This is a genomic window from Thermosporothrix sp. COM3 (genome assembly GCF_059696735.1).
This window is the reverse complement of the sequence record NZ_AP019376.1, coordinates 1,108,403-1,129,826: the sequence shown is the minus strand read 5'-3', so window position 1 is coordinate 1,129,826 and position 21,424 is coordinate 1,108,403. Positions and strand designations below refer to the sequence as shown.

Annotated in this window: 20 protein-coding genes; 4 read left to right on the top strand and 16 right to left on the bottom strand. The window is 55.7% G+C overall.

Translation table 11 applies throughout. The features are described 5' to 3' along the window. Window positions 1-42: 42 nt before the first annotated feature. Together KTH_RS04855 and KTH_RS04850 are read left to right on the top strand one after the other, a co-directional pair. A complete protein-coding gene (locus tag KTH_RS04855; RefSeq protein WP_170142639.1) occupies window positions 43-624 on the top strand; it encodes a lysophospholipid acyltransferase family protein in 582 nt (193 codons plus the stop codon). Between the two features lie 77 nt (window positions 625-701). Beyond that, window positions 702-1,145: an NUDIX hydrolase gene (locus KTH_RS04850; RefSeq protein ID WP_111323344.1), complete on the top strand. Its 444-nt coding sequence runs from the start codon at window positions 702-704 to the stop codon at window positions 1,143-1,145. A 1-nt stretch (window position 1,146) separates the two neighbouring features. Here KTH_RS04850 and KTH_RS04845 read toward each other — a convergent pair whose 3' ends face one another. Next, window positions 1,147-2,544 (bottom strand): MBL fold metallo-hydrolase, encoded by a 1,398-nt coding sequence (locus tag KTH_RS04845; protein WP_497616769.1) that lies wholly within the window; start codon window positions 2,542-2,544, stop codon window positions 1,147-1,149. A 137-nt stretch (window positions 2,545-2,681) separates the two neighbouring features. Here KTH_RS04845 and KTH_RS04840 point away from each other — a divergent pair, with 137 nt between their 5' ends. Both KTH_RS04840 and KTH_RS04835 read left to right on the top strand, forming a co-directional pair. Then, window positions 2,682-3,599 (top strand): LysR family transcriptional regulator, encoded by a 918-nt coding sequence (locus KTH_RS04840; RefSeq protein ID WP_497616767.1) that lies wholly within the window; start codon window positions 2,682-2,684, stop codon window positions 3,597-3,599. Window positions 3,600-3,612: 13 nt separating this feature from the next. Next, window positions 3,613-4,341 (top strand): CPBP family intramembrane glutamic endopeptidase, encoded by a 729-nt coding sequence (locus tag KTH_RS04835; RefSeq protein WP_497616765.1) that lies wholly within the window; start codon window positions 3,613-3,615, stop codon window positions 4,339-4,341. Here KTH_RS04835 and KTH_RS04830 read toward each other — a convergent pair. From KTH_RS04830 to KTH_RS04760, 15 genes are all read right to left on the bottom strand, one after another. Continuing rightward, the gene (locus tag KTH_RS04830; protein ID WP_497616763.1) at window positions 4,338-4,667 is read right to left on the bottom strand and encodes a hypothetical protein; all 330 of its coding nucleotides are present in this window, start codon (window positions 4,665-4,667) and stop codon (window positions 4,338-4,340) included. The genes KTH_RS04835 and KTH_RS04830 overlap by 4 nt on opposite strands. Before the next feature lie 187 nt (window positions 4,668-4,854). Next, window positions 4,855-5,874, bottom strand: a complete 1,020-nt coding sequence (gene iolG, locus KTH_RS04825; protein ID WP_497616761.1) for an inositol 2-dehydrogenase — start codon at window positions 5,872-5,874, stop codon at window positions 4,855-4,857. A 41-nt stretch (window positions 5,875-5,915) separates the two neighbouring features. Continuing rightward, the gene (locus KTH_RS04820; protein WP_497616758.1) at window positions 5,916-6,848 is read right to left on the bottom strand and encodes a TIM barrel protein; all 933 of its coding nucleotides are present in this window, start codon (window positions 6,846-6,848) and stop codon (window positions 5,916-5,918) included. A gap of 70 nt (window positions 6,849-6,918) precedes the next feature. Then, the gene (locus tag KTH_RS04815; RefSeq protein ID WP_497616756.1) at window positions 6,919-8,397 is read right to left on the bottom strand and encodes a CoA-acylating methylmalonate-semialdehyde dehydrogenase; all 1,479 of its coding nucleotides are present in this window, start codon (window positions 8,395-8,397) and stop codon (window positions 6,919-6,921) included. A 3-nt stretch (window positions 8,398-8,400) separates the two neighbouring features. Then, on the bottom strand, window positions 8,401-9,270 hold the full coding sequence (locus KTH_RS04810) for an ATP-binding cassette domain-containing protein (protein WP_111323330.1): 870 nt from the start codon (window positions 9,268-9,270) through the stop codon (window positions 8,401-8,403). Beyond that, window positions 9,267-10,334 carry an ABC transporter permease gene (locus KTH_RS04805; protein ID WP_174843892.1) on the bottom strand — a complete coding sequence of 356 codons (1,068 nt, stop codon included), beginning with the start codon at window positions 10,332-10,334 and terminating at the stop codon, window positions 9,267-9,269. The genes KTH_RS04810 and KTH_RS04805 overlap by 4 nt, the downstream gene beginning before the upstream one ends. A gap of 61 nt (window positions 10,335-10,395) precedes the next feature. Continuing rightward, a complete protein-coding gene (locus tag KTH_RS04800; RefSeq protein ID WP_111323328.1) occupies window positions 10,396-11,382 on the bottom strand; it encodes a sugar ABC transporter substrate-binding protein in 987 nt (328 codons plus the stop codon). A gap of 234 nt (window positions 11,383-11,616) precedes the next feature. Then, window positions 11,617-13,509, bottom strand: coding sequence for a 3D-(3,5/4)-trihydroxycyclohexane-1,2-dione acylhydrolase (decyclizing) (gene iolD / locus KTH_RS04795; protein ID WP_497616750.1), 1,893 nt, complete (start codon window positions 13,507-13,509; stop codon window positions 11,617-11,619). A 19-nt stretch (window positions 13,510-13,528) separates the two neighbouring features. Next, entirely contained in the window at window positions 13,529-14,551 is a 1,023-nt protein-coding gene (gene iolC / locus KTH_RS04790; protein WP_497616747.1) for a 5-dehydro-2-deoxygluconokinase, read from the bottom strand. Between the two features lie 11 nt (window positions 14,552-14,562). Continuing rightward, window positions 14,563-15,471, bottom strand: a complete 909-nt coding sequence (gene iolB / locus KTH_RS04785; RefSeq protein ID WP_497616744.1) for a 5-deoxy-glucuronate isomerase — start codon at window positions 15,469-15,471, stop codon at window positions 14,563-14,565. A 25-nt stretch (window positions 15,472-15,496) separates the two neighbouring features. Further along, on the bottom strand, window positions 15,497-16,549 hold the full coding sequence (gene iolG, locus KTH_RS04780) for an inositol 2-dehydrogenase (protein ID WP_497616742.1): 1,053 nt from the start codon (window positions 16,547-16,549) through the stop codon (window positions 15,497-15,499). Window positions 16,550-16,610: 61 nt separating this feature from the next. Continuing rightward, entirely contained in the window at window positions 16,611-17,636 is a 1,026-nt protein-coding gene (locus tag KTH_RS04775; protein WP_497616739.1) for a LacI family DNA-binding transcriptional regulator, read from the bottom strand. Window positions 17,637-17,888: 252 nt separating this feature from the next. After that, window positions 17,889-18,671 (bottom strand): HAD family hydrolase, encoded by a 783-nt coding sequence (locus tag KTH_RS04770; RefSeq protein WP_497616736.1) that lies wholly within the window; start codon window positions 18,669-18,671, stop codon window positions 17,889-17,891. 230 nt (window positions 18,672-18,901) lie between these two features. Further along, entirely contained in the window at window positions 18,902-20,512 is a 1,611-nt protein-coding gene (locus tag KTH_RS04765) for a GxGYxYP domain-containing protein (protein ID WP_170142638.1), read from the bottom strand. A gap of 111 nt (window positions 20,513-20,623) precedes the next feature. After that, entirely contained in the window at window positions 20,624-21,409 is a 786-nt protein-coding gene (locus tag KTH_RS04760) for a class I SAM-dependent methyltransferase (RefSeq protein ID WP_111323314.1), read from the bottom strand. Window positions 21,410-21,424 lie beyond the last annotated feature (15 nt).

Genomic DNA, 21,424 nt, shown 5'->3' with positions numbered 1-21,424 from the left:
ATACATGCAAACAGCTCAACAAAGGAGAGAAAAGAAACCCACATGTATCGTTTCGTCGCCCTTATTGCCCGTCTTCTCCTTCCACTTTTCTTTCGCATCTCTTTTTCTGGAAGAGAACACGTCCCTTCACAGGGTGGGGCTGTCCTGGCCTGCAATCACGTCTCCTGGCTGGATGTCATCTTTCTGGCCTATGCCGTCCAGCCCCGCCCTGTTCACTATATGGCGAAGAGGGAACTCTTTCAGCATAAGCTCATTGCCCGGTTCCTTCGCTCAATCCATGCTTTCCCGGTAAATCGTGAAAACCCGGGACCAAGCGCCCTCAAGACACCACTCCAGCTCTTGCGTGAGGGCAAGGTAGTCGGCATTTTTCCGGGTGGCACACGTAAAAGCGAGGATATCGCGCTCAAGCAAGGCGCCGTAACGATTGCCCTGCGAGCCGACGTCCCGCTGATCCCTGCACGCTATCGCGGTCCGCTCCGGCTGCGCATCTCATACCTGTTTCGGCGCCCAGAGGTCTCTATCCAATTCATGCCAGCTCTGGAAATGCCGCAGGAGGCTGATCGAAAGCAGACGCAACTGCTTGCAACCCAACGCCTGAGCGAGCTGCTTGGCGGGATAGTATAAAAGTACAGAATAAATCTACATCTGCCAAAACAGTCAGTCTATTTCAATCTAGAAACCGTTGAGAGAAAGCACACATCATGAAGGCGAAGAAACAGACCCGTTTTTCCTTTATTGCTGCCGTTCATCTTTTCCTCATCCAGAATGATCAGGTACTCTTACTCCAGCGCGCCAACACCGGATATGAAGACGGCAATTGGAGCGTGATCGCGGGGCATCTCGATGGAAATGAGGAGGTCAGGGCAGCAATGCAGCGCGAGGCACGCGAGGAAGCAGGCATAGATATCGCGCTACCCGATTTGCAGGTTGTTGGTGTTATGCATCGCAAAGCAGAAGAGGAGCGTATTGACTTCTTCCTCACCGCCCACACCTGGCGGGGGAGCATCACGAACTGTGAGCCGGAAAAATGCTCGGCGCTGCAATGGTATCCCCTCGCGGCACTCCCCTCAAACACCATTCCCTATGTACGCAAGGCGCTTGAGAACTACCGCGAGGGGCGTTGGTTCGATAGCTTTGGCTGGTAGGCTATGCCAGCGGAACCGCTCGCGCCCAGGCGTCAAAGCTCTCCTGCGAGGCCATGACATTCGTCAGACCATGCGCCCGAAGCAGGCTAGCAGCAATATGCGCCCGGTAGCCACTGGCACACTGCGTCACGATCGGTTGCGTACGCGGTAATGCCTCAAGATGCTCCAGGAGCCGTCCCAGAGGGATATGATAGGCATCAAGCAGATGCTGTTGCTGAAACTCGCCGTTATTGCGCACATCCAGGAGCAGCAGCGGCTCCTGCGCGCGTCGTCTAGCGAAGGCCTCAGCGCTAAGAACCGGGAACGGCTCTACAAGCGGCTGGATTGCCTGCTCGTCCCAGTAGCCAGCAATGGCATCTACCCCGATCGAGCGCAGCGCCGGAAGCAAACGCCCAAGCTCTGTGGAATCTGAAACAATCAAGTAGGTTGGTTGATCATAGCGAACCAGCCAGCCAACAAAGGTCACAAAGCTCGCACGATCAGCCGGGATACTGACCGTTCCCGAAACAGCCGCCTGAGTGTAGGCAGGAAGCGAACGCAGGTCAATAATCTGAGCCTGTTCAGCAAGCAGCGCCTCCAACCGATGTGTATCAAGCTGCTGCGGCTCCGCAAGCTCCTGCAACAGGGCTGGCCCCTGCTTATTGACCAGTTTCATGCGGGAGAAGTAATGTGGTGGTTCAGGTTGTCCTGCAAGCAGCCAGCGCACGAACTCCTCTTCCTGCTCGATTTGAAATGCTGGATTGAAGCGCTTCTCGTATCCCAGTGTTGTTGATGGAAGGGCTCCCAGTGCCTTACCGCAGGCACTTCCCGCACCGTGTCCCGGCCAGATTTGCAGATAATCCGGCAGGCTCTTCAGCTTCTGCACATTGGCGAACTGCTGCCGTGCGCCCGCTTCTTTGGTTCCTTGCTGTCCAGCAGCCACTTCAAGCAGATCGGGACGCCCCACATCACCGACAAAGAGGAAGTCACCGGTGAAGATGCCCAGTGGCTCATCAGCGCCCGCCGTATCGGTCAGCACAAAAGAGATGTGCTCGGGTGTATGACCGGGCGTGTGCATCACCTGGAAGCGCACATTTCCGACCATAAATGTATCATTATCGTGAAGAAGTGCTACATTTGCTTCATGTGCATAGGCATATTTCCAATCAGCACCGCCCATGTCGCTCAGATAGATGGTTGCGCCACTCTGCGCAGCCAGGTCACGGCTCCCGCTCACAAAATCGGCGTGGATATGCGTTTCGGTCACATGCGTGATACGTAGGCCGGCCTGACGAGCCGCCTCAAGGTAGGGGCGCACATCTCGTGCAGGGTCGATCACGATCGCCTCGCCTGTTTGCTGACAGCCCACAAGGTAGGATGCCTGGGCCAGCCGCTCATCATAGAAATACTTGAGAAGCATTGGTTTTCTCCATTCTCACGCTGCGCGTTTCTTCTTGTAGGCTCATTGTAGACCAAAAAGAGGGCAAAAGCTCTCCCAAAAGGGTTATAATAGATATAAGGATTTACTTATGTCATTCGCATTATGGTGGAAGTTCTATGGATCTCTACAAACTGGAAATCTTTGTGCTGGTCGCTCAGGAAGGGAGCCTGAGCAAAGCGGCCACACGTATGTATATGTCGCAGCCAGCAATCAGCCAGCATATACATGAGCTTGAGATGAGCCTGGGCACGCAGCTCTTTCGACGTGGTCCCCGGGGTGTCGAGCTGACCGCTGCCGGGAAAACGCTGCATACATACGCGCAGGACATTTTGAAGCTGGTCGCCGAGGCAAAGGCCGCGGTAACCGAGGTTGAGCGGCTCTCGCAGGGACGCCTGCTGATCGGCGCGACGCCCGGTATAGGTGAATACTTTTTGCCGGAGTGGATGCAATCATTCAAGCAGCGCTTCCCACAGGTCACGATCGCGCTTCAGACCGAAGTTACCTCACAACTGCTCATCAGCCTGCTGACCAACCAAATCCATATAGGGTTCATCGAGGGCGAAATTGAGCCGGAAGAAATGGAAACGCTGGCCCTCTGCCCGCTTCACGAGATCACGCACCGGGTCATCGTCGGCCCCAGACATCCCTGGTGGAACCGCACCAGCATCTCATTTCGTGAGCTCAACGGGCAGGCCTTTGTGATGCGTCATCCTGAGTGTCAGGCCCGGACATGGCTTGAGGAGCACTTTCGCGCCTTCGGCATCCGCCCCCATATCGACGCCGAATTCGACAACCTGGAATCAATCAAGCAGGTCGTCAAGAGCGGCACCAGCCTGACCATCCTGCCCGATTACGTCGTTGAGCAGGAACGAATGCTTGAGCAGCTTCACGAGATTACCGTGCAGGAGCGACCAATGCGGCGCATGCTTCAACTCGTCTGGAACAAACGAGATCCGTTGCCGCCCATCGCCCAACAGTTCCTTCTCCACATGCAGAGCTACTTTCCTCGCCTGGCCGACCTGATGGCCGCGTAAGGATTTACAAGGCATGGATGAGCCACAAAAGCAGATACCAAGCAAGCAGCAACCCTGGCGTTGGAAAGATGTCGGATTTATCTTTCTTGCCGCTTTTGTCCTGATCCTTGTGCTTGAAGGAACGCTCTGGGAACTCCTCCCTCCTGACACGCCGCTGCATGCGGTGCGCGTGTATGTGCGCCTGCTTATCACTGGCTGTTCTCTGATCGGCGCCGTCTGTCTGGTAGATCATGTTCGCACACAAATCGTATGGGGACGAGGCGTGTCGTGGCGCGGCTTGGGGCTGGCTCTCGGGCTCGCGCTGGCATTGCGTTTGCTCTCGGTGCTTTTTGTACTGCTTATTCATCTGCTGGAAATACAGCTTCATCTGCCGCTACAAACCAGGCATCTTCAACCCTATCTGCTTTCCTGGCATGGTATGATTGCCCTTGCTTTTCTTGTCGGTATCTTGACTCCATTTGCGGAAGAGCTGCTATTTCGTGGTGTGCTCTACACGTTTTTGCGACAACGCTGGAAGCTTGCTCTCAGTACAGGCGTTAATAGCGCGATTTATGCAGTATTACATACTGATCCCTCAGTTATCCCTTTGATTTTCCTGCTAGGCGTTTGCTGTTCCCTCCTCTATGAGTATAGTCGGCGCCTCTGGCTTCCGATTCTGTTACACTCTTTCTATAATCTCAGCGGGCTGCTGATCCTCTTCTCTACAACTATTGAGCGAGAGCAGTTTCCGGCACTCCCCTAGCCCTCTACCTGCTTGCTCACCTCACGAATATAGTGCCGCTGGGCATCCTTTTGATAGGGCTGGACGACAAACGCGCAATGCCGACAGACAGCGCATAGGTCGTCATCCCGCAACTCGCGCTCTTTCAGCCGCTTCAGGAATTGGCTGTCAAGTCCACACAATGTCTGTGCTCCCCAGTCCAGCGTCACATTTTCGCCCATTCGCGTCACCTTTTCCTGGACAATATGCGCTTTCCCCTTTCCCCGATAGAAATGGTAATCTTCATGCAGAAGCTGTATAAAAAGATCTTCTCGGGCTGGCTGCTCATGTTCGTGGCCGTGCTCCATAATAGCGCTCTCTCTCTGCCGGTGCTGGCACGTCATTCTGCCTGCTCGCTTGTATGAAACTCAAGAATATCCTGCATCTATCATAACATCTGTTTACAGTATATTCAATGTTTCAAAAGCAAAGACGAGCTTTAGAGCACCCCCTCGAACCGCCATGAGCGCCGATTCAGCCCGAGAAGAGGATACGCTAAGGGATCTCGTCCAGGCGAACAGGCCGCCGCTCCTGGAGAGAACGCTGTGCGGCCAGGGCAAGCGCGACCGGAGCACGACCATCCTCCCCGTTCACCGGCACCGACCGCTGCTGTAACAGCGCCTCTACAAATGCTGCCATCTCTGCATAAAAGCTCTCAGCATAGCGCTCAAGGAAAAAATGCAAAGGCAGATCGCGTCGCACCCCGTGCGCATCCATCAGCGTTGCTGCATTCGGATAGCGGTTATCGGTGTGAATCGCGCCAGCGCTGCCAAGCACCTCTACGCGCTGATCATATCCATAAGCAGTGGAACGACTATTATCAATAGTCGCAACCGCACCATTTGTGCACCGTAGTACCGTAATCGCGGCATCGATATCGCCTATAGCTGCAATATGCGAGTCAAGCACCCGCGCCGCCTGCACATATACTTCTTCGACTTCAGCTCCCATGAGGTAGCGAACCATATCAAAATCATGGATTGCCATATCAAGAAAGAGCCCGCCTGAGGTGCGCAGGTACTCCAGAGGCGGCGGCGCAGGGTCACGACTGATAATATGCAACAGACGCGGCTCGCCGATTTCGCCCTGCACTATGGCCCGACGCACCCGCGCATAATTGGCATCGAAGCGGCGATTAAAGCCGACCTGAAGCTGCACCCCCGCCTGCTTGACAGTCTGCACGATTTGATCGATGGTCTCAAGATCCAGCGCGAGCGGCTTTTCACAAAAGATATGCTTTCCCGCCTTTGCTGCTTCCTGGATAAGCTGTGCATGCGTATGGGTCGATGAGCAGATGACCACTGCCTGGATCTCGGGATGCTGGATCACGTCCTGATAGTTGGCGCTGTATGCCGGGATACCAAACCGTTCTGCACACTGTTGTGCTCTCTCGCCCGAAATATCGGCAACCATCAACAGGCGTGCAGAAGGAATACGAGTTGTAAGATGTTCCACGTGTAGGCACCCAATTCGCCCGGCTCCGATCACCCCCACCTGAAGACACCGGGTTGTCATAGCCGTCGCTCCTTTTCTACTTGTTCTTCATGCTCTCCATGCTAGAGGCCGAGCGTACGAAGGTAGTCGCGATTCCGACGAGCGCTCTCGCGTGGCTCCTCCGTGGCACCGGGGAGAATGTCCTGTTCAACGACAATCCAGCCAGCATATGCACTCTCTCGCATCTGTTGCACGATATCTGCAAATGGGACCGCTCCCTGTCCGAGCTTGCAAAACACCCCTTGAGCAAGGGCAGTAAAGTAATCCCAACCCGCTGTGCGAGCCTGTGCAGCTACTCCCGGATGACAATCTTTCAGGTGGACGTGGCGAATGCGCGGAAGCAGGCGAGCAAACCCATGGCTAACAACCTGCCCGTTATTGGTCCCACTGCCATACAGGTAATGTCCGGTGTCAAAGACAAGCCCGACCAGCTCAGGCGCGGTCAGCTCAAGCAGCCGCTCGATCTCCGCAGGCGTCTCCACAAACCCGGCGCAATGATGATGAAAAGCCGCTTCCAGCCCGGTTTCATCTCGTATCAGACGCGCAAGCTGCTCCACATTGCGCGCAAAGTGTTTCCACTCGTCAGCCGTCAGCCCCATCTCGGGCGTTACCCGCCCCGCATTACCTGTACGCCTGCTATCGGTGCCGTTCTCATCGGCCAGGATCAGCAAAGGCGTATGCTCCTCGGTCGCCACAGCCGCAAGCAAACGAGCAAGCCTGAGCACCTCCTGTTCAGCAGAGGCCAGCCGCTCGGCAAAGCGAAACGCGACCGGCACAAACGCGCCCACCATCGTAAGCTGATGCTGCTCCAGAAGCTCGCCGAGCTGTTCGGGTTCTGTAGGGAGATGGCCCCAATCGCCGAACTCTGTTCCCTCATAACCGGTAGCACGCATCTCATCAAGCATCTGTGAAGACGAGATACGATCTCGCTCCAAACCACTGAACTCAAGGATCCCCCACGAACAGGGTGCATTCGCAACACGAATTCGTGTCATAGTGTACCATCCTTGCTTGTGCCGCTCCTCCGGCGGCATCATCCACCGGAGCAAGCGGCTATACACTCCTTTAGAACGTGCGTGACCATTCCTTCGGCCAGCGCTCAACCACAACCTTCTTCTCGGTATAAAACTCAATTGCATCGCGTCCCTGCGCGTGCATATCTCCGAAAAAGCTGTCCTTCCAGCCCGAGAAGGGGAAGAACGCCATTGGAGCCGCAACACCAATATTAATCCCGATATTCCCGGCCTGCGCCTCATAGCGGAACTTCCGTGCCGCCGCGCCGCTGCTGGTAAAGAGACAGGCCATATTCCCGTATGACGACTCGTTCACAAGCCGAATTGCCTCATCAACGGTTTTCACATGCATCAGGCTCAAGACCGGTCCAAAGATCTCTGTACGAGCAAGGTTTCCCTCGGGGTTCACCTCATCCAGAATCGTCGGGCGCACAAAGTAGCCATTCTCGTAGCCTGGAATAGCCGCGTTCCGCCCGTCTACAAGCGGCTTCGCGCCCTCCTGCACGCCACTTTGAATCAGACTCTCGATTCTCTGCTTGCTTTCCGACGTAATAACCGGCCCCATCTCGACCGCCGGATCAAGCCCATAGCCGACCTTGCGCGTGTGCGCCGCCTCCGCGATCCGCTCGGTAAACGGCTTGCGAGCATCGCCAACCGTAATCGCTACCGAGGTCGCCAGACAGCGCTGACCCGAGCAGCCAAACGAGGAATCGGCCACAATGCGCGTGGTCATCTCCATATCGGCGTCAGGAAGAACCACCACAGTATTCTTTGCGCCACCCTGACACTGGGCCCGCTTTCCGTTCGCCGCCGCCCGGCTATAGACGTAGCGAGCAACCGGCGATGAGCCAACAAAGGAGATCGCCCGAATCACGGGATGGTCGAGAATGGCGTCAACGGTCTCCTTTGCCCCGTTCACCAGGTTGACGACGCCCGCCGGCAAGCCGAGTTGCTCGATCAGGTCGAAGACGCGATTCATGGTCAGTGGCACCTTTTCGGACGGCTTGAGCACAAAGCAGTTACCACAAGCAAGCGCGTAAGGCAAGAACCAGAGCGGGATCATACCAGGGAAGTTAAATGGCGTGATCGCTGCCACAACGCCGACCGGTTGCCGGAACAGATGCTCGTCGATCCCCCGCGCAATGTCCTCAACGTTGTAGCCCATCATCAGCGACGGGATGCCGGTCGCGACCTCAATGTTCTCAATGCCGCGCTGCAACTCCCCCTTCGCCTCGGCCAGCGTTTTGCCGCATTCCTGGGTGATGAGTTGCGCGATCTCGTCAAGGTGCTGCTCAAGCAGGCTCTTCAGTTTGAAAAGATACTGGACCCGGTCGGTTGGCGGCGTGCGTCTCCATGCGGGCCAGGCCAAGCGAGCCGCCTGTGCAGCCGCATCAACATCTTGTGCCGACGAAAGGGGAACCTCAGCCAGCGCCTCGGCGGTTGCCGGATCGTACACCTTCAGATATGTGCTCGTCTGTGCCTCTTTCCACATCCCACCGATGAAATTCAACAATTTTCCGTCTTTCAGCATATATTACTCCTTTTTCTCTTGTTTCTGTGTTGTATGAAGCTCCTGCACTTCCGCCTGAAACGCCTCTGCTGCCTGCGCGAGGCGAGCATCAGAACGGGCAAACTCGGCCAGCTCAAAACTGAGCTCCTCCAGCTCCTCACCGCCCGCCATCATCTCTACCAGCTCTTCGCGGCTGATCTCCGCTTTCGTGAAGGTGCCATAGCCGCGCCCACGATTCAGCAGCGTAAAACGATCACCAATCGGATAGGCATGATGCGGATTATGCGTGATAAAGATCACGGCGACGCCTCTGGCGCGGGCCTGGGCGATATAGCGCAACACAATTCCCGCCTCTTTCACACCCAGGGCGGCGGTCGGCTCATCGAGAATCAGCACACGAGCCCCGAAGTAAACCGCCCGGGCGATTGCCACCGACTGGCGCTCACCACCCGAAAGCGTGCCAACCGGCTGAGCAGTATCGCGCACGTAAATTCCCATTTTCGCCAGCTCTTCCCCTGTCACCCGATGTGCACGCTGTACATCAAAGCGCTGAAACGGTCCCCATCCCCGCGTAGGTTCTGCACCAAGAAAGAAATTTCGCGCGATGCTCATCAGCGGTATCATAGAAAGATCTTGATAAACCGTCGCAATTCCGGCTTTGAGCGCATCACGCGGCGAACGGAAGTGCACTTCTTTCCCTTCAACAAGGTAGCGCCCCTCGTCCTGCTGGTGCACGCCGGAGAGAATCTTGATCAAGGTGGACTTGCCCGCGCCATTGTCACCAAGCAGGCACATGACCTCGCCTGACTGCACCGTCATCGAAATATCATTGAGCGCCACCACGCTTCCAAAGCGCTTTGAGATATGCTGTATTTCCAGAAGTGGCGTGTTCATCGGCGAGCCTCCATAGCATACGTGCGAACAAAGCGATTGAGGATCACAGCAAGCAGCAGCATAACCCCGAGAAACACCTGATACCAATCCGCATCGACTCCCGCAAAGACGATCCCCTGACGCACCATGCCGAAGATCAGCGCCCCGAACACCGAACCAATCGCCGAGCCGTAGCCCCCGGTCAGCAGCGTGCCGCCAACCACTACCGCGATAATGGTCAGGAACTCGTTGTTTGAGCCGCGCAGCACGTCGGCCCCCGTAAATGTGACGGTCTGGATAATGCCCACAAGGCAGGCTGCAAGCGCCGTCAGCATAAACAGGATGATTTTGACCCGGGCAACCGGCACACCCATATTGCGCGAGGCCTGGGCATCACCGCCAACGCCATAAATCCAGTTGCCAAACCGCGTCCCAAGAAGCAGCCAGGTAGCAAGCGCCGCCAGGACCAACCACCAGACAATAGAGATCGGGAAACTGGCCCCACCAAGCATGATCCCGCTGGCAAAGATGCTATGCGCAAGGTCATATCCGGGCACCGCTTCCAGGCCACCAAGCTGCGTACGCCCCGTGAGCAGGCGTGTGAAGCCGATTGTCGCCCCCCGAACCACGAAGAGCGAGGCCAGCGTGACAATAAACGAGGAAAGGCCTGTACGCAGAACGAGTATTCCGTTCAAGAAGCCGATCAGCAGCGAAACAAGCAACGCGATCGCGATAGAAGACCAGATATCCAGGCCAAATTCAACCGAGCAGATTGTCACGATCATGCTACACGCGCCGCTTACAGAGCCAATCGATAGGTCAAATTCGCCTCCGATCATCAGCAGCGCCGCGGCGACCGCCAGAATGCCCAGTTCTGCCGCGACTGCCAGGTAGGTTGCTGTGCCGCTCAGGCTTAAGAAGCCGCGATCACCTGCTACAACCGCGAAGAAGACCCACACTGCAATAGCCCCGACAATCGCTCCCATCTCGGGACGGATCAATATACGGCGAATATACTGCATTATCGTGATTCGCTCTGGTTGCTTCTCAAGCAGCGGATGCACTGTTCGTCGAGTTGTCGCCATCAGAAAACCTCCTGCAGCCCGATTGAATGAAAACTCACCCAATCGGGCTCTACAACTGGCGTTAGCGCGTTCCCTTCTTTGCCAGATCCGTCACCTTGTCAACATTCTCTTTGGTCACAAAGCCGGGTCCGGTCATAACAACGTCGTTCGCCACAGTGTTGAGATTCTCGCGATAGAGCGTCAGCAGCACAACGGGCAGATAGCCCTGAAGGTACTGCTGCTGGTCGATCGCAAAATCAAGCTCACCGTTCTTGATCGCCGTCAACACCTTGTCTGAGAGGTCAAAGGTCGCGATCTTCACCTTACCAAGCAGGTTCTTGCTGCGAAGCGCATTTAAAGCGGGATCAGCCCCCGTCGGACCAAGCGTCATAATACCGTCAATGTTGGGCTTTGCCGCTAGCGCCGCCTCGATCCGCTGCTGCGACTCAGTCGGGTTCGCCAGTTCGACCGCCAGCAGATCGACCTTCGCTCCAGCCTTCTTCAATGCATCGGAAAAGCCCTGACAGCGAGCATCCAGGCCTGCGTTTCCTACCTCATGATTGATACAGAGCGCATATTTTACGCCTTCCGAAGCCATTCGCTCGCCACCCTTATAGCCCGCCTCATACTCCGTCTGCCCGACATGAACCAGAACCCCGAGACGCTTTCCCGCATCGTTTCCCGAATTCATCGAAATAACCGGAATACCTGCATCAATCGCTTTCTTAATCGAGGGACTCAACGCGTCGGCGTCGGGAATCGAGACAACCAGTCCATCGGGCCTGGAAGCGACAGCAGCATCAATCAGGTGCGCCATCGCCGCCATATCAAACCGGTCGGGCGATTGGTACTCAACTTTCACCCCCATATCCTTCGCAGCCTGGTCGACACCCTTTTTCACGACTGACCAGAACGGGTCGGCGGGCTGCCCATGCGTGACGACAACGAAGCGCACATTCGAGCGATCGGTATTGGGCTTCGTCGTCTGGTTGCTGTTCTGATTCGCACAGGAAGCCAGAATGCAGAGGAGAAAGACAGAGACAAGGACACGCGATACTTTCTGTAGCATGTTGTGCTTCTCCTTTTACGCCACCTGTTACTATTGTACTCCTTACACTTTTTCTTCAGACGGCGTGTAGAAACGATACATCCGTTTACCTTTTTTGAGAAACCACAAAGTCGATAATAAAGAGAATGACGCGCGATATGGATTCCTGTTTTGCTGTCCCGCCAGTTCCGAGCCCGTGCAGGAATACTGCACCCGACACACTGGCTTCCTGTTTTGCCTCCTTTCCGCAAGCCGCTAGGGCGCATTGAAAAAGTAACGCTCTCGCGCTCGTTGTTCCGCCCAGTCAGCATACGCCTGTTGTACCGTAGACATGTCGCTCACCTCGGCAACCGGCACATCCCACCAGCTCTCATAGCCCGGCACGGCCTGATAGCGGTCGCTCTGGACATAGATTACCGTCGTTTGCTCGCTTGCCTGAGCCTGCTTGAGAGCAGCAGTCACGTCATCGTAGGTTTTGCACTCGATCACATGAGCACCCAGACTTCGCGCGTTTGCGGCCAGGTCGACCGGAAGCGTCTGCACGCCTTCTGTGCTGTCTCCGGGCAAGACCCCATCGCGAGGATAGACGTAGCGCGTGCCGAAGCCATCCTGACCAAGCGAGCGACTGAGGGACCCGATGCTCTTAAACCCCTGATTGTCGATCAGCACAATGATGAGCTTATAGCCCTCCTGCACCGAAGTGACGATCTCGCTATTCATCATCAAATAGGAGCCGTCGCCCACCAGCACATAGACCTCGCGCTCAGGAGCAGCCATCTTCGCTCCCAGGCCGCCCGCGATCTCATAGCCCATGCAGCTATAGCCATATTCGAGATGATAATTTTTCGGATGCCGCGCCCGCCAGAGCTTGTGAAGGTCGCCCGGCAGGCTCCCGGCGGCGCAGACCATGATCGCCTCAGACGAGCTCAGTTCGTTGACCGCGCCAATCAGCTCGCCCTGGCTCGGCAGCGGCGTGTGCCGAATAGCGTAGATGCGCTCAACCTCCGCCTCCCACTCCTGATGGAGCTGCTCCACCTGCGCCCGGTACCCTTCATCCACATGATACCCGTCCAGCAGCGGCAGGAGCTCTTCCAGGGTCACCCGGGCATCACCTACCAGCGCAAGGCCTGCATGCTTGCCAGCGTCAAACGCCGTCACATTGATATTGACGAAACGCACCTCGGGATACTGAAAAGCCGTCTTCGAGGACGTGGTGAAGTCGCTGTAACGCGTGCCAATCCCGATAATCAGATCTGCCTGCCGTGCTACCCGATTCGCAGCAAAGGTCCCTGTTGCTCCAATAGCCCCGAGCATCAAGGGATGATTGAACGGCACGCTCCCCTTGCCGGCCATCGTCTCGCCAAGCGGGATCCCGGTCTGTTCTAGCAGGCGTTGAAGCAGCTCACATGCCTCGGAGTAGATCACGCCACCACCTGCGATAATCAACGGGCGCTGGCTCTGGCGGATCAACGCGGCTGCTTGCTCCAGTCTGGCTTTATCAGGTCGGTTACGCGGGATATGCCAGACCCGCCGCTGAAAGAACGCCCGTGGATAGTCGTATGCTTCGGCCTGCACATCCTGCGGCAGGGCCAGCGTCACGGCACCAGTCTCCGCTGGATCGGTCAGCACACGCAGCGCTTCAGGCAGAGCGGTTAAAAGCTGCTCAGGGCGAACAATGCGATCCCAGTAGCGGCTGACTGGCTTAAAGCAATCATTCACGGAGATATCCTGAGTCTGGGAGGATTCCAGTTGTTGTAGAACCGGTGCCACATTGCGCCGCGCAAAAATATCTCCGGGAAGCAAGAGGACAGGCACACGATTAATCGTAGCCGTTGCAGCGCCAGTCAACATATTCGTCGCACCGGGACCAATAGAAGACGTGCAGGCGAAGGTTTGCAGCCGGTTCTTCGTCCGTGCGAAGGCCGTCGCCGTGTGGACCATCGCCTGCTCGTTACGAGCCAGATAATAACGAAAGTCTGGCATCTGCTGCAACGCCTGCCCAATCCCTCCTACATTGCCGTGCCCGAATATCCCGAAGCAGCCTGCGAAGAAAGGCTGTATGTTGCCATCGCGCTCCACATGCTGGTTCTTGAGAAAGGCTATCAGAGCCTGAGCCATTGTCAGTCGTTGTGTGTCACCTGATGTCATATCACTCCTCCTCGCTTCATCATAAGCCGCCATGTTGCGCAACAAACTGCATTACTTCGTCATACGTTGGCATAAAGTTCGCGCAGCCGTGACGTGTCACCACGATCGCGCCGCATGCATTGCCCAGTCGCGCCGCCTTATACCAGTCCCACTGCTGCGCCAGACCGTAGAGAAAGCCCGCGGCGAAGGCATCGCCCGCCCCCAGGATGTTGTACACCTCGACCGGAAAGCCAGGTGCCTCAATCCGGGTTGAAGTCCCTTCTGAAGCGGCACAATGCACCGTCGAACCGGCAGCACCCCGCTTCTGCACAACCAGCCTCGGCCCCGCCTGAAGCACCCGCTGGATGGCGCTCGCGCTATCACCGCTGACCCGCGCGTCCGAAACCTGAGAATGAGTGAGTTGCACCTGCTCTGTATCAGTCAGCATCAACGCATTTATTTCATCATCGGTGCCAATCACGATATCAACCATATGGAGAATCGAGCGGAGCACGACCCCATATGCCCGCGGATCAAACCACTGATCGGGACGAAAATCAAGATCTATGACAACCGTTGCGCCAGCCCGACGAGCCAGTTCAGCCGCAAAAAGGGTTGCACTGCGTCCCGGCTCCTGCGCCAGTCCGGTTCCAGTGATAAGCACCACCCGGCTCCGCTCAACAGGCGCGTTCAGCACATCATCGATGGTTAAAGCAGCATCGGCGCAATTGTCCCGATAATAGGTCAGCGGGAAGCGCTCGGGCGGCTCTATGCCGAGCACCACTGCGCTTGACCGTCTGCCTGCCTTGCGTGGGATATAGCGCGTCTCGACCTCTTCCTTTTGCAGAAAATGCAGGATAAAATCACCTACTGGATCATTCCCGACCGCGGTAAGAAGCGCCGTCGAGAGGCCCAGACGCCGCGTGCCCACACTGATATTTGTCGGGCAGCCACCGACATAAGCCGCAAAACTCTGGATATCGACAAATGCTGCTCCCACATCGTTCGAGTAGAGATCGATCGAAGAGCGCCCGATAGTCAAGATATCATATACTGCCTGCATGCTCTTCTCCTCTACTTTTGCTCAATCGGATAGAGAGGAACCCGTGCATCCTGCGTCTGATAGGTTTCCTTCACCCAGGCATACGCGGGGTCTTCGCTGTTTGCCAGAGACTGGGCGCTCCCGGCCAGCACATTGAGATAGTAGGTGGTGTAACCCGGCGGGCTGGCAACCGGATGATAGCCCTCGGGAACCAGGACCACATCATTGTGGCGCGGCAGCAGAGCGGCATCGATGGGATAGCCAGCGCGATGTAGCGGCGATTCGGCATCAGTGTAAATCCGTTGGAACGCGAAGCCCTCAGGCCGATCGAACTGATAGTAGTAGATCTCCTCAAGATCAGCCTCGATCACCCGGCCCTGCGCGTCCGTGCGATGGATATCATGCTTGTGCGGCGGATAGCTGGACCAGTTCCCGCCCGGCGTGTAGACCTCGACGACGACCAGGCGCTGACAGGGAAAGCCCGGCGGGATAATGTTATTGATATGGCGCGTCGCGTGATCCCCACCCCGAATCTCGACCACGACGTCATGCGGTGTGACAAGCCGTGGCTCGTGATCCTGCTCGGTTGGAGCCGACGCAATCGCAAGCTCGCATTCAGTCACACCCTGAACGGTATAAGCGGTATGACGCGGGAGATAGAGCGCGTAGGGCAAACCCTCAAAAACATGCTTTCGTTTACCGATATCCCGCCAGGTCCCTCTGCTCGTCTCAATTGTGGCTGTTCCACCAAGCAAGACAAGCGCTACTTCACTCTCGCCTGTTTGCTCCGAGAACGCTTCCTGAGCCGCGACACGCCGCACTTGAAACGAGACATAGCGCCATCCGGCCAGCTCTGGCGTTACCTCAACAAGCGCTTCTGCTCCACTATTTGTCCGCTGGACAGGATGGATTATCAACTGAGAAGCATCATATTGTCGCATCAAATACACATTCCTTTCACTTTAACTACACTATTTCACTTTTGTTTCTCTGGTGGGCCTGCCGAAACGCCTCTATTGACAGTGGATGTCCGATTCTACATGCCTCCGTTGCGGCTAGCGCAATTTCACAGGCAGCCAGCGCGTCAGCTCCACCAACTGCAGGCGGCTGATCGTGGCGCAGGCAATCCACAAAATGCTGTAATTGCTTGAGATAGGCATTGCCAAAACGCTCGCTCAGGTACGGCTGTACATCATGTTGAGCTCCCGTACGATCCAGGAACAGCAGCGGCGTATGCTGATGAGCGCCGATCAACACGGCTCCCTCGGAGCCAAGCACCTCCGTCCGAATATCATAGCCATAGAAGGCGTTGCGGCTGACCTCGACGTTGCCGAGCGCTCCACTGGCGAAGCGAAGCGTCACCAACGCATTATCAATATCGCCGACAGCAGCCAGATTCTGGCAAACAAGCAGGCTTCCCTCCGCCGAAACGCGCTCAACCTCGCTCCCCACGAGCCAGCGCGCCAGATCGAAATCATGAATCCCCATATCCACAATCAGGCCGCCGCTCTTCGTCGGATCGGCAAACTCGGGACGTGGGCAGAAGGGATCACGGCTGATTGCTTTAAAAGTCGTTGGGCGGCCAATTCGGCCCTCCTCAATCAGTGCCTTTGCTTGTTGATAGGCCGCGTCGAAACGACGCATAAAACCAACCTGAAGCGGCACGCGAGCTTGTTCCACTGCTTGAAGCAAGCGTCTATGTTCTTCGTATGTCAGGGCAAGCGGCTTTTCACAAAAAATCGCTTTACCCGCCTGAGCAGCAGCTAGAATCAACTCAGCGTGCGTGCTGGTAGGGGTTGCGATCAGCACGGCATCGAGGCCAGGAGTGCGCAACAGTTCCGTGGGGTCCGTAAAGTCCGAGCGCACTGAGAACGCCTGCACGGCTTGCTCGCATACCTGCCTGTTTGTATCGGCAACGGCGATAAGACGCGCTCCCTCGACCTGCGTGGCAAGCAAGCGAGCGTAGAGCATACCCATGCGCCCCAAACCAATGACGCCGATGTGGATCGGTGCAGCCATTCACGGTTCTCCTTCTTACACAGCAATTGCACTATTACAAGAATGCGCTTGCCGAGACAATCTACAGAGATGCTGTACTGGAACGAACAATCAAAGAAGGAAATAAGAGATGATTTTCGACAGGGCGGTTCTGGAGTATATCAAGCATTGTTTGTGCAGCGAGCTGCCCAAGCTGCAACTTTGGCTGATGCACGGTAGTAAGTGCAGGAGAGACATAGCTGGCAGTGATCACATCATCAAAACCAACCAGGCTGAGCTGTTGTGGCACAGCGATCCCGAGGTCACGACAGGCCAGCAGCACGCCGATAGCCACCATATCGTTATAGCAAAACAATGCAGTAATATCGGAATCCAGAAGCTCAGGCAACGCCTGCCGCCCGAGACCGGCATCATCGGGTTCACTTTCCTGATCATGCGCCACAACCCGAATCCATTCGGGCCGAGGGGTGATGCCAGCCTGCGCCAATGCCTGCCTGTATCCTTCCAGGCGCAGCCGATTGGAACGCGGGCGATTCCCCAGGCCAAGATAACCTATCGAGCGGTGCCCAAGCTGTACCAGGTGTTCAACAGCCAGCATCGCCCCACGCTTGTCGTCGATAGCAACCCAGTGCAACGGCGCTTCCTGTGCTTCCGTCTGGTTATTAACAAGCACCGTTGGAATATGGAGGCGATCAGAGCGTGAATGAAAACTACCGGTAATACGGGATGAGGCGATAATAAGGCCATCAACGCGCCGCTGATGGAACGATTCGATGACCTGCATTTCCTGAAAGGGGTCATTATGGGAGACACCAAGAAAGACACTGAAGCCAGCCGCTCTTGTCACGGCTTCTACGCCTTTTACAATATCACCGTAGAACGGATCGGCAATAGAGGTAACAACGACACCAATTGTCTTTGTGCGTTGTGTTTGCAGACTTCGGGCAATAGCGTTCGGGGTATAGCCCATCTCACGCGCAAGCTGTTGAATCTGGGCACGCACCTGAGGGCTGATCAGGGAGCTGTCGCGCAGAGCCCGCGAAACGGTAGAATGCGAAACTCCAGCAGCGCGAGCGATATCCGAAATAGAAACCTCTTGCCGGGGCATGGACCTCACCGTCCTTACTGTGATGACAGGAACGCCGTCTTCTTGCTTATGCACACGTGTGCATACATCCAGTATACAGAAAGGAGTGCTCTTCTGTCAAGGTCAGCTTCTGCGTTTTCTGCAAAATGCAGCAAGAGTTGAGTGCTTTTCTTCTATAGGTGAAGGAAGCTCTCTGTGTTCTATTTCACATGGATTACATCAATGCTGAAAAGCCAGTCAGAGAGCAGCGAGCCACTCTCTGACCTGTGGCAATCAGTTTGCGAGAACGCTCGGAAGCTCGGTTACGCGCTGAAGCTCCGCAAAGATCCGCACATTGTCCTTCTGGCGATGCAGCGAATTAATCCAGACGCCACGGATGCCGGATCGTTCCGCACCCACCATATCGCGCTTGAGGCTGTCACCCACCATCATCGCCTGCTCGGGGCTCACTGCAAGCTGCTTGAGCACATGCGAGAAGATCTCTGGATCCGGCTTCCCGATGCCGAGGTCGCCAGAAACCACAATCACGTCAAAATAATGCTCCAGATCTCGCGCCCGAATCTTGCCCCATTGCAGCACCGGAGCGCCGTTCGTAAGCAACGCCAGACGATAGGATTGACGCAAGCGCTCAAGCATTGACTCAGCGCCAGCATAGATGTGATAATCGGTGCTGCGCGTCTCACAAAACAGCGCTGCAAGCCGCTCGGCCAGTTGCACATCATCTTTGTTCTGCTCCGCAAGCGCCCGTCGCCAGATCTCACACCGATACGTTGGCACCCACTGATGTAGTGTTTGCAAATCAGGATCATCACCGCTGAAGTCGCCCCACATGCCTTCTGCAGCACTGATGCCTATTGCCTCGCTGTATGCGGCAGCCGGGCCAGTATCCCAGAGTTCACGAGCCGTTGCAGCAGCCGTTTCCTGTAGCTTTTGTGGATCGAGATCTCTATACTGTGTACAGGCATATGCAACAACTTTCGTCATTGCACGCTGAGTCGCCTCGTGGTCCTCGATTAATGTTGCATCAAGATCAAAAATAATTGCGGTTGTCGTCATGCAGCAGGTCTTTTGCCGTCCTTCCGTTTTTCTAGTGACGCTTCTGGAGAAGCACCCACTGCCATTATGACACGGAAAGACGCCGCTTGTACCAGCCGGGACGATCTATAGTAGAGAAGTCTTATTGCCTCCCTTTCGCTCAATAGTGCAGAAACGGCTTGCTTTCTGAAACGAGTGTTTCCTGAGATAGGAGTAACGACCATCCTGGCAGACAATGCTATCATACTGTCCTATGAAGCGAGAGTAGACGAAAATTTATCTGTTTCATACATAAGAAGTGTTTCGAGATAATCTCTCGGCGTGAGGAAGACATATTTCCCCGGGAAAGCCGTATGCAGCTCGTCCACAAGCTGCTTGAGGATGGTCGGCGTGATACTATCAGCTCGCGTTTGATAGCCAACAAAGGTCGGCGCGTCGGGCTTTGCCTGCACCTTTGAAAGCCGATCCTTCAGATCATTGGGGTAGGCCGCAATCAATGAGGAGTTTTGCGCGATTTGTTTCTTATACAGCTTGTAGGTATTGGTGCCGTCATGGTGATCAAGGAACACGCCCTTGATATCGGGCTGGCTCAGCAAATACTGGCGCACCCGAGCCGACGTGCAATCGCCCATATTCCACATCTGAGCCGTCGTCAGGCCCGCCTGCGCCATATAGAACGCGTTATCTTGCAGCCAGCGATCATACTGTTCATCGGAGATGCCTCCGTCTGGATAACCGAGCCCCGAAGGACCACCGGTCAGCTCGATTGCCGAATGCAAATGCTGGTACGCCCATTCAATCAGAGGTGGAGCCAGCTCGACTAAAATTGGATCAATACTATACCCCTGCGGCATATAGCGGGCAGCGGGATCTTTCAGCCACTTCGGCAGGTCGCGATGATTGAAGCTGAGATTATCGCCATCACTGGTGTAGAGCGCCACGTACACCTTGCCGCCTGTTACCTGAAGCGCCCTTCCTCGCTCCTGGCGCAAGCCGTAGCGTGTGGGGAAGCTTGACCAGAAAGAGGCGTTGGGGAAATAGTCGGCAGCGAAGCCGTAGAGCCCGTTCAAGGAAGCGATCGGCGAAAAACAGTCACCGCAATCTCCGCTATAGCCCATCAAAGGCGTACGAGGAGCATATTGTGCTAAAATGCGCTGAATCAGGGTGCGCTCGTCTGGCTTCATCCAGTCAAGGTGAAAGAGAAAGGCTCTACAGGCCGTTGCATAGTCATAGAGCATCCAGGGCGCATAGTGCCAATCCGAGGAGCGCAGACCGAGCAGAAACACAATCTCTTTCTGCGTTTCGGGTAGAAGATGCTCGATTGCCCAGGTATAGCCTGAAATGCGATCGCTCCCGATCCCGCTATAATCGACAATGGGCTTTTCAGCAAAAGTAGAAAGGAGATCGTCACGCAATGCAGCATCCACTGGCAGTCCGTCCGCAAGGCCCGCCTTTATCATGGCAAGGTTAAAGGTCCACTCCTTCGCCGTATCGTACAACTCATATTCCTTGACTACCTGCTGATACTGCCTGAGAAGCGTCTTCAGGCCTGGATTCTTCTCATCGCGCAACGGGAGATGGGTGACAGTGCGACCGCCGAAATGAGCCGTGTCGGTAATCCAATCTTTCTCGGACTGAACCGCATGAACATAGATCTTTGCACCTGAACGGTTGATATGACCCTGCAAGGCACGGGCAGCCATCATTGCCTGAGCGCTATCCTGGGAGATGTCAACAACTTCTACAATGTCTCCGCCGGGCGGCATTTTGGGGACAAGCGGCCTGTAAGGGGCAGCCAGCGCTGTTTTCGGAAGCAAGAACCGCTTGATAGTATTTCTGCATTGCTGAAGAAGCATTCTCATTGCACCCACTCCTTTCAACTTCACCCTTCTTTCTATTATAAAAGAACGGTAAAACGACATATATCACTTGAGAAACTTCCAGAAAAGGTGCAATGAGAATATCAAGTGTAGTTAGCAGGTTCCAGGAATTCCCCACTGTATTACTCCACTCACCTGAAACGAGACCATTCCATCGGGAGAGCGCTGTTGCAGATATGCTCCCGCTTCTCGGGTGAAGGCTTCAGCGCGGGTTGGCCCCAGGCGCTCACGAGAGAACCCACTGCGTGAGTGATAGGATTCAATACACTCATCGATTGTCTGTGTAAAGGGTATGGGCGCTGTTTTTCGCTCACCGACCAGCCGGAGGAGGCAATGTTGCTCCCTTGCTTTTACCATATCAAAGGGCTGATAGCCACCATCGGCACGGTAACGCGAGACGATCTCGCCAAGCAGCTCCCAGGGACTTGGCGAGATGTTCTGCTCGATTATTGCCAGAAAGCTTCCAGGTCGTAACAACGCTCGAAAACGAGGCAGAACAATCTGCCAGTCCATCCAGTGGATGCTTTCTCCTGCCGTTATCAGCGCATAGGGCGGCTTGAGCACGACATCTTCCACCCGACCATGCAGCCAGCATAAACGCGGATGATCGCCCTCAGGAAGCTGCTTCCCCTCCTCGATCATGCTCAAAGAGAGAGCAACGGCGTCAACGCGCTCTGCATGCCCGACCAGCCGCCGAGCGATATTGCCGGTGCCACATCCTGCATCCAGGATCGTCCGCGGCTCACCCCGCACCAGATCAGCCAGGATGGCAAACGTTTCCGCTGGATAGGGCGGGCGATAGCGGTACGCAGCAACAACGCTTCTTTCCTGAAAAGCGCAGGCGTTCGCCGAAGCGAGATGTTCGGGCTTTTTGACCATAGCATGGAGCTCCCT